Origin of the sequence: Neobacillus drentensis, from assembly GCF_036965245.1 — a bacterium.
Lineage (GTDB): Bacteria > Bacillota > Bacilli > Bacillales > Cytobacillaceae > Neobacillus > Neobacillus drentensis_G.
Genome location: NZ_JBALPG010000062.1, coordinates 1 through 15,232, shown reverse-complemented (window position 1 = coordinate 15,232; position 15,232 = coordinate 1). Strand labels below are relative to the sequence as shown.

Sequence of the window (15,232 nt, the reverse complement as noted above, 5' to 3'; positions counted from 1 at the left end):
TCTCATAGGCTATGCAAACAATGGTGTCCATGTGAGAAAAATCTGTATTTGAAAATGGGTGACTTTTTATGCACAAAAAAAAGACCTTCTTAGAAAAAGGTCTAATGGAAATAAGGATATAGTTGATCGGCTAAACGGCCAAATTCCTCTAAAGATAAAGTCTCTCCTCTTCTGGTAGGTTCAACCCCACTCGCATTCAAGGCAGCGAGAATCTCCTCCTTTTTTTGTTTCCCCTCAGGAAGCTGACTTGTTAAGTTATTGAGCAAGGTTTTTCTTCTTTGGGCAAAGCTGGCTTTTGTTACTTGAAAAAAGAAAGCTTCATCTTTTACGGTCACAACTGGCTGCTCCCGTTTTATCAGTCTGATCACAGCAGAATCGACATTCGGCTGCGGAACAAAAACAGTTTTGGGAACAATCATCACGGTCTCTGCCTCTGTATAATATTGAATGGCAATCGAAAGCGAGCCATAGTCCTTCGTACCAGGCTTAGCAGAAATACGGTCAGCAACCTCTTTTTGGAGCATACAAACGATTCCGCGAATCGGCAGCCGATCCTCCAGGAGCTTCATGATGATAGGAGTTGTCACATAATAGGGTAAATTGGCAACAACCATTATATCGTCAATGCCTTTAAACTTTTCCTCCATCACCACTTGAATGTCTGCCTCTAATACATCCTTGTGAATAATTTCGACATTTTCATATGGTGATAATGTGTCATTTAAGATGGGTAATAATCTTTGATCGATTTCAAAAGCGACAACCTTTTTACTCGTCCGTGCCAGCTGCTCGGTAAGGGCGCCAATACCCGGGCCAATTTCTATTGCCCCGGAATTCTCATTCAGATTGGCAAAGCTAACGATTTTTTTTAAAATATTTGTATCAATTAAGAAGTTTTGACCAAGGCTTTTCTTAAAAGAAAAACCATATTTTTCGAGAATAGCCCTAGTTCTCACAGGGGTTGCAATATCTTTATTCATTTTGTTCCTCCTGACGTATAACACTTAGTGCTTGTGCAAATTCCTGCCTGCTGATTTGGAACATCATTAAGCGCTTGTGCAATTGTTTTCCATTTGTATAGCCAATTTTTAAAAGTTTGCCGAGAATAATTCTTCGTTCCTTCGCACCCTCACCGCCGATAAGACCGGCAGTAAGTAAATCTTCTTGGGTAATTTCTTCTGATATCGTTTCATGCATGATTTGAGCATCCTTCAATGCTTCTTTAATTGCCTCTGGACTCGCATGTTCAACACCAAGACCTCTGCCGCCTTTAGCAATCGCCGCTTCCTTCGTTAGAAAAGCGTGTTTACAGCCAGGTACTGCAGCTGCAATCGTCTTCCTGATTTTTTCACCAGGAAAGTCTGGATCTGTAAAAATAATCACGCCTCGTGTCACTTGGGCACGCAGTACCTTTTCAATCGTAGTTTGATTCACTGCAGAGCCGTTCGTCTCAATGGTATCTGCGTCAACTGCCCGTTTAATCGCTGTCGTATCATCTTTTCCCTCAACGACAATAATTTCTTTTATCCTCATGGTAAATGTAAAAGCCTCCGTAATGAGAAAAGAGCAAGCGCCTGTTTAGATAAGTCACTACCTAGTCGCTAAGCACTGGATCTAGACATTTCTCAAAGTCAAAATTTTATACTTTCTAGTAAAAAATGAAAAATAATTGAAACATTTTTGTAACGTCCATCGTCTATATTATTAAACGTATTCATACAATGAAAGTAAGAAACCGGAAAAAATATACTGTATCGATGTAAGTATAAAGAAAATCTCGGAAAAAGCAAAATGCAGAGGAAACGATCCTCTGCATAGAGTAAATTATTGCAAAACCTTTATCTTTACCTTCTTACGCCCCCAGCGGTACGCTTCCGCTTTCGATGGCATAAATAAATCAATGATATACCCTTTAATTGCTCCGCCTGTATCAGCAGCAACAGCGTAGCCGTAGCCTTCCACATACACCTTTGTTCCAAGCGGAATTACACTTGGGTCAACCGCAATGACTTTCATATTCGGATTAGCACGGAGATTAAGACCAGTGGCAGTACGTCCTGAACAGCCATTACAAGAGGCTGTATAGGCAGTTGCAGTAACGTAAAACTCTGTTCCAGTTTCATCTGCACCACGTGAAACTTGCAGGGCTAATTCCTTCGTTCCGACAGCCACTACTTTATCCTGCTTTTCTGTAATGCTTTGCTCATTGATTAATTTTCTTGAAACTTCCTTGCCGTTTTCAAGCACAACCTCGTATTGCTTAGACACACGGCCCAGCTTACCAGGGGCTACGATTTCTTCTTTCCCTTTTTCTAAGCTTTCATCCTTTTTTGTTACCACGGCAAATTGAACTGGTTCTTCCACTACATCGGTGACTTTTTCTACGCGAATGACGTTAACAACACCATTCTCTGAGATGGTATCTGTTAATGATGGTTCAACTCGGTCTAATTCATTTAGCTTGATCCCCTGCTGGGTTAAAAAGTCAACGACCGTAGTCGAAGTGGCCCAAACATTCTGCTCCTTACCTCCGTCCACAAAAGTAAGATGAAATGCGATGTTTAGATCAATATTCATCTTATTTTTTATTGCCGTTTGTGGTTTTGGTGATATTTGATCCTGCTCTTTCAATACAATTTTCTGCTCTTTTAGGAGCTCAGCCACAGTTCCGGCTGTAGTCCAGACCGTTTTCTTCTCGTTGTCTTTAACAATGTGAACCTTGTTTGCCTGTTTCCAAACGACTTTCATGTGGTCTTTCACCTTCGAATTCGCCTTTGGAGACAAGTAGTCTTGTGAGCGATGAGGTACATCCAGTTCATCTAATAATTCCTTGATGGTATCTGCATGCGTTTTTACGACCTCGTGCTTGCCATTAAGTGTTATTGCCACCGTGTTCTTCGAACCTTCAAAAAAAAGAATTCCAAGAGCTGTTAGCAAAACTACGAAACTAGCAAAAACAATGATCAATGACCTCCTACTCAAAGACTGGGAAAACAGGTTTTTCATGTTTTTGAATACGATGAAAAACGCCTCCTTTTCTTGGAGAGATAATTAATACCATGCTGCCGGCTGTCAATCCTTGCATATCCAGTGAACGTATTTCTAATTATGCACAAATCTGGAAATGTTGCAAAGAAAAACTTATCGACACGGTTATCCTATGTTGAAAAGGAGACGTGTAGAACTTTTTGTTATTAGAAATAATTAGGACAAGCTTCTAGGGCTTTCGACAATTTCCCTTATCATTTTATGGCGAATATTTTTTTAGCATTTCGTGTCGTTGCTACCGCTACATCTTCGAATGTTAACCCTTTTATTTCGGCAATTTCTTCAGCTACTAGTTTTACATAACTTGGTTCATTCCGTTTTCCACGATAGGGATGCGGGGCCAAATACGGGCAGTCTGTTTCAATCAACAGTTTTTCCAATGGTATTTCAGCGGCCACTTCTTTTGGTTTTTTAGCATTTTTGAAGGTAACAGGGCCGCCAAGAGAAATATAAAAATTCATTTTTACACATTCCTGTGCTACTTCTGGGCTGCCGCTAAAGCAGTGCATAATGCCCCCTACTTCCTCAGCTCCTTCTTCCTTCAATATTTCCACAATATCGGCGGTAGCCTCACGATTGTGAATAACGATTGGGAGATTCACTTTTTTGGCCAGCCTGATTTGTTTGCGAAATACCTCCTTTTGGATCTCCTTTGGAGACTTGTCCCAATGATAATCCAAGCCCATTTCACCGATTGCGACTACCTTTGGGTGGGAAGCTAATTCCTCAATCCATACTAAATCCTCATCCGTCATATCAATGGCATCGACGGGATGCCAGCCAACACAGGCATAAATAAATTCATAGGTTTCCGCTAGCTCCATTGCCCTTTGAATAGTCGGACGATCAAATCCGACAACAACCATATTGGTAACTCCCTCATTTTGAGCCCTATTAATGACTTCTTGCAAATCCTCATTATATTGGGTGTCATTTAAGTGTGCATGTGTGTCGAATAGCATAATACATCAAGCCCTCTTTTCTATTTTTTTCTCTAAAATGTGCACTTTCTGTCTTTCAATGTCAAAAATCAAATTAAAAAAAGGAAATGTCCCGAAATTTGTTTCACGTGGAACATCGAAAAGCGGAAGCGCCTTGAACGGGAGCTCATGACCCCGAGGCACTATTTCCAAAAACAAAAGCGCCCTAATCAGGCGCTTTTATTACATTATTTCACTTTCGCACCATTTGGTAATGTTTGATCAACAGTGGCAAGAGAAAGCTGTCCGTCCTTTGATCCAGCTAAGATCATTCCTTGTGATAATTCACCACGTAATTTAACTGGTTTTAAATTTGTAATACAAATAACTTTCCGACCGACTAATTCTTCAGGCTTATAGTACTGGGCAATCCCTGAAACGACTTGCCGCTTTTCGTAACCAAGGTCAAGTTGAAGCTTAAGCAGTTTATCCGCTTTTTTAATCGGCTCTGCTTGAATAACCTCGGCTACTCGCAAATCAATTTTCATGAAATCATCAATAGCAATTTCAGCAATTGCCTCTGGTTTTTCCTCTTTCTTTTCTTCAACAACAGGTTTAGCGCCTTGCATTTTTGTTTTGATGAATTCCACTTCGTCCGCAATTTCAAGTCTTGGGAATAGCGGGGCATCCTTTTCCACCTTTGTTCCGCTTGGAATCATACCAAAGCTTTCAAGACTTTCCCATGTTTTAAGATTCTCATCATGTATGCCAAGCTGTTTAAAAATCCCATTAGGTGTACGGGTTAAAAATGGCTTTAGTAGAATAGCAATTCTTCGCAGTGATTCTGCCAAGTAAACCATGACACTTGCAAGTTCCCCTTTACGTTCCTCATCCTTAGCTAATGTCCACGGTTGTGTTTCATCAATATATTTATTCGTACGGCTGACTAATTGCCAAATGGAAGTTAAGGCAACAGAAAACTCCATTTTCTCCATAGCTTCCTCGTATTTTGACATGGTTTCACGATTTACTTGAAGTAATGACTCGTCAAATTCCCCAGCAGAACCGGTGTAATCAGGAATCACACCATTAAAATACTTCTCAATCATCGCAACCGTTCGGTTTAACAGGTTACCAAGATCATTGGCCAAGTCAAAATTTATTCTTTCGACAAATCCCTCCGGTGTAAATACTCCATCTGCACCAAATGGTACTTCGCGTAATAGATAATACCTTAATGCATCAAGGCCGTAGCGGTCTATTAATGTGACAGGATCAACCACATTCCCTTTCGACTTAGACATTTTCCCATCCTTCATCAATAACCAGCCATGGGCAAATACCTTTTTAGGCAGCGGCAAATCCAATGCCATTAACATAATCGGCCAATAAATTGTATGGAAACGGACAATTTCCTTTCCGACAAGATGAACATCTGCCGGCCAGTAATTTAAATATTTTGAGTCATTTTCGGTGCCATAGCCAAGAGCTGTTATATAGTTGGAAAGGGCGTCAATCCATACATAGATAACATGCTTTGGATCCCCGGGTACCTTTATACCCCAATCAAAAGTTGTTCTAGATACAGCTAAGTCTTCTAAACCAGGTTTGATAAAGTTATTAATCATTTCATTTTTGCGGGATTCCGGCTGAATGAAATCAGGATTTTCTTCGTAGTATTGTAAAAGACGGTCAACATACTTACTCATTCTAAAAAAGTATGATTCTTCTTTTACTTTTTCAACTGGACGACCACAATCTGGACATTTTCCATCCTCTAACTGGCGGTCCGTAAAAAAGGATTCACAAGGTGTACAATACCATCCTTCATACTGATCAAGATAAATATCTCCTTGTTCAAGAAGTCTGGCAAAGATTTTTTCTACAACTTGTTTATGTCTTTCTTCCGTTGTCCTGATAAAATCATCATAAGAAATATCAAGCTTATTCCAAAGTTCTTTGATTCCAGTAACAATTCCATCCACATACTGCTGTGGTGTAATCCCACTCTCTTCTGCTTTACGTTGAATTTTTTGTCCATGTTCATCTGTTCCCGTTAAATACATCACATCATAGCCGCGCATCCGCTTGTAACGTGCCATTGCATCACCGGCAACAGTAGTATAAGCATGACCAATATGTAAATTTCCACTTGGATAGTAAATCGGTGTCGTCAGATAAAAAGTCTTTAATTTTTCCTCCATTTTCTTATCCCTCCAATAGGCAGGCAACGTAAACTCCATTAATTCATTATTGCCTCTTTTTGCTGCTTCTATCATCAAAATATACCGAAAAATGAACATTTGTGCAAGAAAGCGTCATTCATAGACTTGCAATTTTTTTAATTTTATTCCTGATGCACCCATAAAGGATTGTGAACCTTCGAAACATATGAGCGATAAGGTTGATGAATGTAGAATTTTGTCGAATAATATCTAACTAATGTTAATTGTGGTTTAAACAACAATAATATTAAAATGGTAGTTTGATTGAATCAATATTGGGGTAAACCCTATCAAATCAATAAACGTATTACTGGAAAAAATTTCTGTTATTTTTCAAAATAAAATAATTGACGGATATGGGAAGTACTGGTATTATGGGTTTATAAGAAATTTGTCGAATAATGACGAATTAAAAAATAGATATAGAAAACTCGCCGACTGGCGAGCCGTTAGGCGAAGACAGAGGCGTAGTTGCACTTATGCCTGATAGGAAAGTTTACTTTTCTATCGGCTAAAAAATATGTGTACTAACGAGAGGAGATTATTGTATGAAATCTACAGGTATTGTTCGTAAAGTTGATGAATTAGGTCGTGTGGTTATTCCGATTGAATTAAGACGTACTCTTGGAATTGCTGAAAAGGATGCACTTGAAATCTATGTTGACGATGAGCGCATTATCTTAAAAAAATACAAGCCAAATATGACTTGCCAAGTAACTGGTGAAGTATCTGATGATAATATGGCTCTTGCAGGCGGTAAATTAATTCTAAGCCGTGAAGGTGCAGAGCAATTAATAGAAGAAATTCAAAAAAACTTTGAAGTAGCGAAGTAATAAAGAAAACTCGCCGATTGGCGAGCCTTTAGGAAGACAGAGGCATATTTGTAAGGAAGCAAGCTCCAGCACCAAATAAGTGCTGGAGCTTTTTTTAATGATTCTCAATATGATAGGCCTGATAAACTTCGCGTTTGTTAAGCCCGCGGTCTTTTGCTGTTTGTTTAATCGCTTCCTTTGACGGCATACTTTTTACTGATATGTAGTGATTTACGTGTTCTTCAAGAGATAAATGCTGCCACCAGCTGGACTCTTCTTCTTGCTGGCAATTCGACCCTTCAACTATGATACAAAATTCACCTCGAATTTCATCCTGATGCGCCCATTCAATTGATTCTTCAAGGGTTCCACGAATAAATTCCTCGTACTTTTTAGTTAACTCCCTGCATAGAGCCATATTCCTGTTACCAAGAACATCAAGCATGATCGATAAAGTTTCCTTTATACGATGTGGAGATTCATAAAAAATCAACGTCGCAGATTGCTTTTTCAACCCTTCTAATTCTGCTCGCTTGTCTTTCTTGTTTCGATTTAAAAACCCATAAAAATATAAGGGCTGGCAGGGTAGTCCCGAGGCAATCAATGCGGTAAGTGCTGCATTTGCTCCTGGTAACGGAACAACAGCCGCTTGTTCACTAATGGCTGCCACAACAAGTTCATATCCTGGGTCAGAAATAGCAGGCATTCCTGCATCGCTTACAAGAGCAATTTTTAAGCCTTGCTTTACTTTTTCAATCAATTTCTCCCCGCTCGTTTCCTTATTATGTTCGTGATAACTGACAACAGGAGTACCAATTTCGAAATAATTACATAGCTTCTTTGTATTTCTTGTATCTTCAGCAGCAATCAAATCTGCCTCTTTTAATATTCTAATTGCCCGAAAGCTCATATCCTCCAGATTCCCAATAGGAGTAGGAACTAGATATAGGATTCCTTTATGCTCTTCGTTCTCGAAGCTTTTTTGCTGCCACATCATTATCACCTATTTCCAATTATTAAAGCTGAAGCGCCCGTTCAGCAACGTATGGACTAAAGCTCTCCGACTGAGATAAAGAAAACACACGAAGAGCGCAAGCGTCGATGTTAACTTATCGTAGGGAGAAGCGCGAAGTACACTAATTGCTAGGCGCTGAAGCAAGACTGTTTTCAAAGTTCAAAGCATTATTTGTATTATTTCGTAAAAATTCAAGCTTTTTCTTTCTTGTTAATTGTTTAAATTGATACTCTGCTTTTAACGCATCACTTTTATGATCATAGCCTTTAAAAAATGTCAGTTCGACTGGTCCCCTGCCCCGAGTATATTTAGCCCCCTTTCCTTCATTATGCAGCTTAATCCGACGCTCCAAATTATTGGTATAGCCGCCATACAGGCTTCCATCCGAACAGGTTAGGACATAAAAGTAATGGCTGCTATTCTCCATATAAAATCTCTCTAATCTCTGGAGTGTATTCATCCACCTCATTATAAACAATTAGAGGCGGAAGGATTTTTAAATCAGGACTCCCGTCTTTTATCGCTTCAACTAAAAGAATATTGGCTTCCTTGCCAAGCTTTGGGTAGACAAGCTGAATTCGCTTTGGCTCAAGCCGATACTGGCGCATTAACGTAATCAGATCATTGAGGCGGCCCGGACGGTGGACAAAAGCCACTTTCCCCCCCTGCCGTACTAATTGACTCGAAGCTTTTACAGCATCTTCAAGCGTACAGAGAATCTCGTGGCGGGCAATGGCCAAATGTTCATTCGGATTTATTTCTTCTTTTGATGGAGTCGTAAAATAAGGCGGATTGCAGGTCACCACATCAAACTTTCCAAATCCAAGTTTTTGGGGCATATCCTTAATATCACCGTAAATCATTTTTAACCGTTCCTGAAGCCCATTATATTCAATACTTCTAATCGCCATATCATATAGTCGTTCTTGGATTTCCACACCCGTTATATTCCCCTTTGTGCGGGCACTCAAAAATAAGGGAATAACCCCATTTCCGCTGCAAAGATCAATTAAATTTCCTTTTTGAATGGGAACGTAAACAAATCGCGCCAATAATACGGCATCGAGCGAAAAAGCAAAAACAGATGGACTTTGAATGATCCTTAAGTTTTCCGCTAACAAATAATCTAACCGTTCATCTTCTCTCAAATTGACCACAAATACCATCCTATTCTTTAAAAGTATAAAGAAAACTTTCTCTATCGGCTAAAGAAAACTCGCCGACTGGCGAGCCCTTAGGCGAAGACAGAGGCGTAGTTGCACTTATGCCTAATAGGAAAGTTTTACTTTCCTATCGGCTAAAGAAAACTCGCCGACTGGCGAGCCCTTAGGCGAAGACAGAGGCGTAGTTGCACTTATGCCTAATAGGAAGTTTTACTTTCCTATCGGCTAAAGAAAACTTGCCGACTGGCGAGCCGTTAGGCGAAGACAGAGGCATAGTTCGTCGAAAAGCACAGCTTTTCGACTGCGATGCTTATGCTTCGAAGCTTTCCTTTGTGCACTTATGCGAAATAAGGAATTATGAACTTCCCACAGAAAGTTCATAATTCCTTATTAGCTGAAAATAGAGGCTGATGTTGGTCAGCCTCTTAATGTTATTTCTTATTAAGAAAGGAGAGACAGAATAAACAATCGCCTTCCTTTCGTAAGCTCCCAAAGTGGAGGTTGCAAATATGAAAGCCTTCCTGATAAAGACGAGCGAGGTTATCATATCCTTCCCCAATATCAAAGGGCTTCCCCCCCGGAGATACAGCCTGGACTCCTGTTACGGACTTTTTATTATCTGTTTCATCCTTTTCTTCTTCCATCGTTACATCTAAACGGCGCCTTAGATGCTCATTTTCAAGCTTTAAATAATGATTTTCTTCTAGTATTTCGGCTAAATGCTGCTTCAATTCTCCTAGCTTTTGGTAAAGATGGCCGATTTGTGTTTCCATATTACTTACTGATTCAAATATTTCCTTTTTATCCACGGCTTCCACCTCATTAATCTGTGGATTGTATAGAAAAAGCACCTTCTTTAATAATTTCATCCAAAGTATACTCTAGGACCCGTTCTTGTTCCTTTAATTCCACCTGAAGTACCCGCTCTAATATATTTAGTCCTACCACTTTCCCTGTACCCTGCGGTGTTTCAATGATTTCCCCTAAATCCGGCAGAGCCTCTTTAGCGGATTCATATTCATCATTTTCATATTTTAAGCAGCACATAAGTCTGCCGCATAAACCGGATATTTTTGTAGGATTTAATGAAAGGTTTTGATCCTTCGCCATTTTGATAGAGACGGGATCGAAATCACCTAAAAAGGTAGAACAGCATAGCATTCTCCCGCACGGTCCAATACCGCCAAGCATTTTTGCTTCATCACGGACGCCAATCTGACGTAATTCAATGCGTGTCCGAAAAATCGCTGCTAAATCTTTTACTAACTCACGAAAATCAACTCTTCCATCCGCGGTAAAGTAGAAGATTACCTTGTTTCGATCAAATGTATATTCAACATCGACTAGCTTCATATCCAGCTGATGCTCATTCACTTTTTCATTACAAACCTCATAAGCCTCTTGGGCTTCCTGCTTATTTTCCTCCACAATCATTCGATCCTTCTGATCGGCAATTCTGACAACCTTTTTTAAAGGAAGGACAACATCATGCTCCTCTACCTGTTTACGGGCAATAACCGCTCTGCCGTATTCAACGCCGCGGACCGTTTCGACAATGACAAAGTCATCCTTTTCGATTGAGAGGTCTCCTGGATCAAAATAATAGATTTTCCCCGCCTTTTTAAAGCGTACTCCTATAACATCATACAAATGAAGATCCCTCCTGCAATTTTAACACAAGCTGTTCCATCATCAGCTGAGGATTCATATTTGCCTGCAGCTTCCTTTTTGCATCAAGAATAGCTGACATTTGATCCGATAAGCGCCGTCCAGATGTTTTTAGGGCAAATTGCTTTAACCGCTCACTTTCCTGTATAAAAACAATTTGCTCCTCTTTATCTAATTGTATATAAAGTAAATCCTTAAAAATAAGAAGTAAAAGATCTAACCCACGTTGAATCTGTTCTTTTTCTTTAAAGTGTAAAAACCAATCTCCCTGGAGCGTTACCATCGCCTCCAACGGATTTTTTTTCAACACCTCAAATAATTTTACCACTATTTTTTGGGCTTGTGCAAACCATTCATCGACATTTAATTTGAGTGCTTCATCCAGATTATTGGTTAACTGGGCAAGCAAGGGTGCCTTTACTGGTTCTACGCCATTTTCAACTAGCTGTTTCACCATCACTTGGGGTGCTAACGGATGGAATGCTAATATTTGGCATCTAGAAAGTATGGTTGGAAGAATTTGCTGCTGCTGTTCTGTTAAAAGGAAGGCAACCGTCCCAGGACTTGGTTCCTCCAGAAACTTTAACAAACTATTCGATGCACTCACACTCATTTTATCAGCATGAGAAATCAAGTACACCTTTTTTAAGGATTCAACACCCTTTTTCGAAAACTCTGCTTGCAGATTTCTGATCTGGTCAACCTTAATCGATAACCCATCTGGCTCGACAATATGAACATCAGGGTGATTTCCACTATTAATCCGACGGCAATTATTACATTCCTCGCATGGTTTATAGCCCTCTATTAACGATTCACAGAAAAGAGCCTTCGTTAGTAATAAACCTACTTCTTTTTTTTCTGTCCCTCTCATGCCTTCAAAAAGGTACGCATGGGCCACTCGATTTTTCACCAAACTGTTTTTTAACATTTTTAACACGGTCGGCTGCAGTTCTTCTAGTTGATCCCATGTTTTTCCCAATATAATCACTCACTTATCAAAAAATTAACAACAAAAGTTTAAAAATGCATGTATTGCTCAATAGGTAAGACAAATACTGTTGCTCCGCCTACCTCGACCTCTACTGGATAAGGGACATAAGAGTCGGCATTCCCACCCATCGGTGAAACAGGGGCTACCAGCTGGTCTCTCGACTTGCAGTTGTCCTTAATAATTTGGAGAGCCCGGTCAACCCGGATATCCTCGGTACCTATCATAAACGTGGTGTTCCCTGACTTCAAAAATCCACCTGTACTAGCTAATTTGGTCGCTCTAAAATTATTATCGACTAATGCCTTAGATAAACGATTGCTATCCTGATCTTGTACAACGGCTATGATGAGTTTCATTTGAAAACACCCTCTCCTCTATTTATTACAACTCTAGTTTCCTCTATCTATATTATAACAGGTAATTGCCCCGCTTACATTTGCAAGTAGAAGGAACACACTATTAAATTTAAAATTTTATTAGTAAAAACAAAAGGATGTGAGCAGAGCCTAGCTTCACTAATCCAAAATGGTATGTTGATTTTTTCCACTAAGACAAGATAAACCAACTTTTTATTGCTGCATTCCGCCCTTTTTCCACGAAAAAAAGCCTTATATTGAAGGCCTTTTTTCTGCTAATTTTGCTTCTACAAGCTGCATCGTTTTTTGAAAAACCTCATCCATTGTACCGGAAGCATCAATCCGCACAATTCTATGTGGAAAACGTTCCATTAATAGATGATATCCCTCTCTAACTTTTTTGTGGAAATCGAGATCCTCTAAATCCAATCGGTTAATTTCTCGCCCTTTATTTTTATTAATCCGCTTTAAACCTATCTCTGGTTCAATATCAAAGTAGATTGTCAGTTCAGGCATGAAGTCCTCGATTGCAAATTGATTAATCGTAAACACCTCGTCCATTCCTAACCCCCGTGCATAGCCCTGATATGCCAATGAACTATCAACAAACCGGTCACATAAAACAACTCTTCCCTTGTCTAATGCCGGCTTTACCTTTTCAATTAAATGCTGTCTCCGTGCTGCTGCATAAAGCAGTGCTTCAGTTCGGGAATCCATTGCCGTATTTCCTTTATCTAAAATAACTCTGCGAATTTGCTCAGCTATTTCAATCCCGCCTGGTTCCCTTGTAAGAAGTGCGTTGTTAAGCTCTTGGGCTACCAATTTAATAATCGTTGTCTTGCCCGCTCCATCCGGTCCCTCAAACGTAATAAATGTTCCGCTGCTCTTCAAAATAAACCCTCCAAAATGTATGTTTCTTAAGTTGTACTAAATATCTTTATCCTACCTTTTTTTATAGTGGAGCCGCCTTGAAACCTTGCCCCGGATTGTAACAATCGATTAAGCTGTTTAAGCTTTTCCCCTGTTATTCTCTCGCCCTTTAATATTAATGGAACCCCCGGTGGATAGGGGATGATCGTTTCCGCACAAGTAAATCCCGCTGCTTCAGTAATAGTTACCTCTTTCACGGTTAGGCTTGCCATATCTTCATAGGGAATAGCTAGCTCTGAGATCTTGTGACGATCCATTATGAATTCTTCCCTCACTTCGAAAAAAGACAAACCTAAAAGAGCCCTTTGTATTTTCTTTGCTGCCTCTCCCAATGGATAATGCTGCCCATCCTTTAATAATGGCAGAATGAATAACACATTATTTGGATCTGCTAGTTCTGTATAAATCCCTGACTCTTCTAATCTCTTTTGGAGCTCAAATCCGCTTAGCTCACATCTTGATTGAATAGTAATTTTTAGCAAATCCCCATGGTTTAGTGGAAAATCTAGCACTTTAATCGTTGGAATTTTAGCTAACTCCTCTTTAAAGTGCTTAATTTCAGTCAGCAAAAAAGATAAATCCTTTTGTTCATATGTACCTAAGTAATTCCTTGCTAAATCCAGTGATGCCATTATTGGGTACGATGGGCTGCTGGATTGGAATACTTCAAGGTATTCCTTTACCTTCTCCATGTTGATCAAGTCACTATTAACATGTAAAAAAGAACCCATTGTCATTGCGGGAAGTGTCTTGTGTGCTGATTGCACGATCATGTCTGCACCCAATTGAACAGCTGATGCTGGAAAAGGTTCCCCGACGATGAAATGCGGCCCATGTGCCTCATCAACCAATACAGGAATATGATGTTGGTGGGACAGATCAATAATTCCTTGTAAATCATAGGTCATTCCATAATAGTTTGGATAAGTCAAAATGATGGCTTTTGCGTCTGGATATCGGTTGATAGCCTGTTTTACCGTTTCCACACTAACGCCTGCTCCTATTTTCCACTCCTGATTATATTCCGGCTCTAGGAACACTGGCCTTGCTTTCGCTAATCTAAGAGCATTTAACACAGACTTATGACAATTTCTTTCTACAAGGACTTGTGTCCCTTCCGAGCAGGCTGCCATAATCATCGCAAGGTTACCTACTGTTGAACCATTCACAAGAAAAAAACTTTTTTTCGTGTGATATAACTCAGCTAAAAGCATTTCCGCTTCCAATATAGCCCCTTCAGGCGAATGGAGATCATCTAAACCCGATAACTCTGTTGCATCAATTTTTAATAGTTGCTTAAAAAAATGATCCTCATCCGATTGATCAATTAATCCATATTTATGTCCAGGGACATGAAAAGAAATTGGCTTCTTGTTTACATGTTCTATTAATGCTTTGTATAAAGGTTTTTTCCATTGAGTGTTCATATTTTATCTTCCTTATAAGAGTCTTATCTATTTTAACAAAAAACGATAGCCTTTCCTATTTTTCGCAAAAAAAATAAAGCCCATAGGGTGAACCTTCAAACAGTGGGGATTATTCTCCCCCACTGTTTGTTAGTTGAACCAATTGGGCTTTTACGGGCAGTTGTCTCTCCGCTTATTCTATTTAGTTCCTTTATATTCTTGGAGGGGGCTTACTGCCGTTAATGCGGGATAAAAGGACTTGTTACGAAAAAATTTCTGGGTTTGTTATTTTTTTAAGCTGTTTTAGAAAATATTTATATTTTGGATCATTTGTATCAGTTTGAATTAAATCATTTTCACATTCTGTACAAATAAAAGAAGTGTATAGATGTATGCCTTTTGGTTTAAGATTCTCACAAATAACGCACGTTTCCAGATAATGTTTATGTGCTAAAAATGAACTCAATCCCTCCACCTCCATACACCCATTCTGTCCTTAATTTTAATTTGTATACAATTTTTCGAATTCTCTTTCGCCATTAATATAGTATGTCGTAATCTTCAATTGGGTGTATGTCTATAATTGTTTTCTTAATAAACATTTCGTACTTTTTTACCTTAAGTTTTCACTTTACTGATAAAAAGTAAAAGGACAACCATTTTAGGTTGTCCTTTGATTTGCCTGGCAACGTCCT

The 15,232-nt window shown here is 39.4% G+C and carries 16 protein-coding genes; 1 reads left to right on the top strand and 15 read right to left on the bottom strand.

Going from position 1 to position 15,232, the window contains the following annotated elements; genetic code table 11:
• Positions 1–101: 101 nt before the first annotated feature.
• From rsmA to metG, 5 genes are all read right to left on the bottom strand, one after another.
• Complete coding sequence (gene rsmA / locus V7150_RS14545) at positions 102–980, bottom strand: 16S rRNA (adenine(1518)-N(6)/adenine(1519)-N(6))-dimethyltransferase RsmA (RefSeq protein WP_335519483.1); 879 nt, start codon at positions 978–980, stop codon at positions 102–104.
• On the bottom strand, positions 973–1,533 hold the full coding sequence (gene rnmV / locus V7150_RS14540) for a ribonuclease M5 (RefSeq protein ID WP_335519480.1): 561 nt from the start codon (positions 1,531–1,533) through the stop codon (positions 973–975). The genes rsmA and rnmV overlap by 8 nt, the downstream gene beginning before the upstream one ends.
• A gap of 291 nt (positions 1,534–1,824) precedes the next feature.
• Entirely contained in the window at positions 1,825–3,006 is a 1,182-nt protein-coding gene (locus tag V7150_RS14535; protein ID WP_335519478.1) for a ubiquitin-like domain-containing protein, read from the bottom strand.
• 236 nt (positions 3,007–3,242) lie between these two features.
• Complete coding sequence (locus tag V7150_RS14530) at positions 3,243–4,010, bottom strand: TatD family hydrolase (protein WP_335519475.1); 768 nt, start codon at positions 4,008–4,010, stop codon at positions 3,243–3,245.
• A 206-nt stretch (positions 4,011–4,216) separates the two neighbouring features.
• Positions 4,217–6,172 (bottom strand): methionine--tRNA ligase, encoded by a 1,956-nt coding sequence (gene metG / locus V7150_RS14525; RefSeq protein WP_335519473.1) that lies wholly within the window; start codon positions 6,170–6,172, stop codon positions 4,217–4,219.
• A gap of 569 nt (positions 6,173–6,741) precedes the next feature.
• Here metG and V7150_RS14520 point away from each other — a divergent pair.
• On the top strand, positions 6,742–7,026 hold the full coding sequence (locus V7150_RS14520; RefSeq protein ID WP_283920990.1) for an AbrB/MazE/SpoVT family DNA-binding domain-containing protein: 285 nt from the start codon (positions 6,742–6,744) through the stop codon (positions 7,024–7,026).
• 94 nt (positions 7,027–7,120) lie between these two features.
• On the opposite strand, the gene rsmI is transcribed toward V7150_RS14520, so the two are convergent.
• From rsmI to V7150_RS14470, 10 genes are all read right to left on the bottom strand, one after another.
• Entirely contained in the window at positions 7,121–7,999 is an 879-nt protein-coding gene (gene rsmI / locus V7150_RS14515) for a 16S rRNA (cytidine(1402)-2'-O)-methyltransferase (RefSeq protein ID WP_335519469.1), read from the bottom strand.
• Between the two features lie 142 nt (positions 8,000–8,141).
• On the bottom strand, positions 8,142–8,447 hold the full coding sequence (locus V7150_RS14510) for a GIY-YIG nuclease family protein (protein WP_335519466.1): 306 nt from the start codon (positions 8,445–8,447) through the stop codon (positions 8,142–8,144).
• Positions 8,437–9,186: a tRNA1(Val) (adenine(37)-N6)-methyltransferase gene (locus tag V7150_RS14505; RefSeq protein WP_335519461.1), complete on the bottom strand. Its 750-nt coding sequence runs from the start codon at positions 9,184–9,186 to the stop codon at positions 8,437–8,439. The genes V7150_RS14510 and V7150_RS14505 overlap by 11 nt, the downstream gene beginning before the upstream one ends.
• Before the next feature lie 428 nt (positions 9,187–9,614).
• On the bottom strand, positions 9,615–10,052 hold the full coding sequence (gene yabA, locus V7150_RS14500; RefSeq protein WP_335519458.1) for a DNA replication initiation control protein YabA: 438 nt from the start codon (positions 10,050–10,052) through the stop codon (positions 9,615–9,617).
• A complete protein-coding gene (locus V7150_RS14495) occupies positions 10,006–10,833 on the bottom strand; it encodes a PSP1 domain-containing protein (protein WP_335519455.1) in 828 nt (275 codons plus the stop codon). Before V7150_RS14495 ends, yabA begins: the two co-directional genes overlap by 47 nt.
• Complete coding sequence (gene holB / locus V7150_RS14490; RefSeq protein WP_335519452.1) at positions 10,826–11,833, bottom strand: DNA polymerase III subunit delta'; 1,008 nt, start codon at positions 11,831–11,833, stop codon at positions 10,826–10,828. Before holB ends, V7150_RS14495 begins: the two co-directional genes overlap by 8 nt.
• A 38-nt stretch (positions 11,834–11,871) precedes the next feature.
• Positions 11,872–12,201, bottom strand: a complete 330-nt coding sequence (locus V7150_RS14485) for a cyclic-di-AMP receptor (protein WP_101648623.1) — start codon at positions 12,199–12,201, stop codon at positions 11,872–11,874.
• Positions 12,202–12,453: 252 nt separating this feature from the next.
• Entirely contained in the window at positions 12,454–13,092 is a 639-nt protein-coding gene (gene tmk / locus V7150_RS14480; RefSeq protein WP_335519447.1) for a dTMP kinase, read from the bottom strand.
• 26 nt (positions 13,093–13,118) lie between these two features.
• Positions 13,119–14,558 (bottom strand): aminotransferase class I/II-fold pyridoxal phosphate-dependent enzyme, encoded by a 1,440-nt coding sequence (locus V7150_RS14475; protein WP_335519444.1) that lies wholly within the window; start codon positions 14,556–14,558, stop codon positions 13,119–13,121.
• A gap of 241 nt (positions 14,559–14,799) precedes the next feature.
• A complete protein-coding gene (locus V7150_RS14470) occupies positions 14,800–15,018 on the bottom strand; it encodes a sigma factor G inhibitor Gin (protein WP_335519441.1) in 219 nt (72 codons plus the stop codon).
• Between the last annotated feature and the right edge of the window lie 214 nt (positions 15,019–15,232).

Coding starts and splice junctions, on each gene's coding strand:
- V7150_RS14535 (WP_335519478.1), bottom strand. CDS start 3,006: ATGAAAAACCTGTTTTCCCAGTCTTTGAGTAGGAGGTCATTGATCATT.
- V7150_RS14510 (WP_335519466.1), bottom strand. CDS start 8,447: ATGGAGAATAGCAGCCATTACTTTTATGTCCTAACCTGTTCGGATGGA.
- V7150_RS14485 (WP_101648623.1), bottom strand. CDS start 12,201: ATGAAACTCATCATAGCCGTTGTACAAGATCAGGATAGCAATCGTTTA.
- V7150_RS14530 (WP_335519475.1), bottom strand. CDS start 4,010: ATGCTATTCGACACACATGCACACTTAAATGACACCCAATATAATGAG.
- metG (WP_335519473.1), bottom strand. CDS start 6,172: ATGGAGGAAAAATTAAAGACTTTTTATCTGACGACACCGATTTACTAT.
- rnmV (WP_335519480.1), bottom strand. CDS start 1,533: ATGAGGATAAAAGAAATTATTGTCGTTGAGGGAAAAGATGATACGACA.
- rsmI (WP_335519469.1), bottom strand. CDS start 7,999: ATGTGGCAGCAAAAAAGCTTCGAGAACGAAGAGCATAAAGGAATCCTA.
- V7150_RS14470 (WP_335519441.1), bottom strand. CDS start 15,018: ATGGAGGTGGAGGGATTGAGTTCATTTTTAGCACATAAACATTATCTG.
- yabA (WP_335519458.1), bottom strand. CDS start 10,052: ATGAAATTATTAAAGAAGGTGCTTTTTCTATACAATCCACAGATTAAT.
- V7150_RS14475 (WP_335519444.1), bottom strand. CDS start 14,558: ATGAACACTCAATGGAAAAAACCTTTATACAAAGCATTAATAGAACAT.
- rsmA (WP_335519483.1), bottom strand. CDS start 980: ATGAATAAAGATATTGCAACCCCTGTGAGAACTAGGGCTATTCTCGAA.
- V7150_RS14520 (WP_283920990.1), top strand. CDS start 6,742: ATGAAATCTACAGGTATTGTTCGTAAAGTTGATGAATTAGGTCGTGTG.
- V7150_RS14505 (WP_335519461.1), bottom strand. CDS start 9,186: ATGGTATTTGTGGTCAATTTGAGAGAAGATGAACGGTTAGATTATTTG.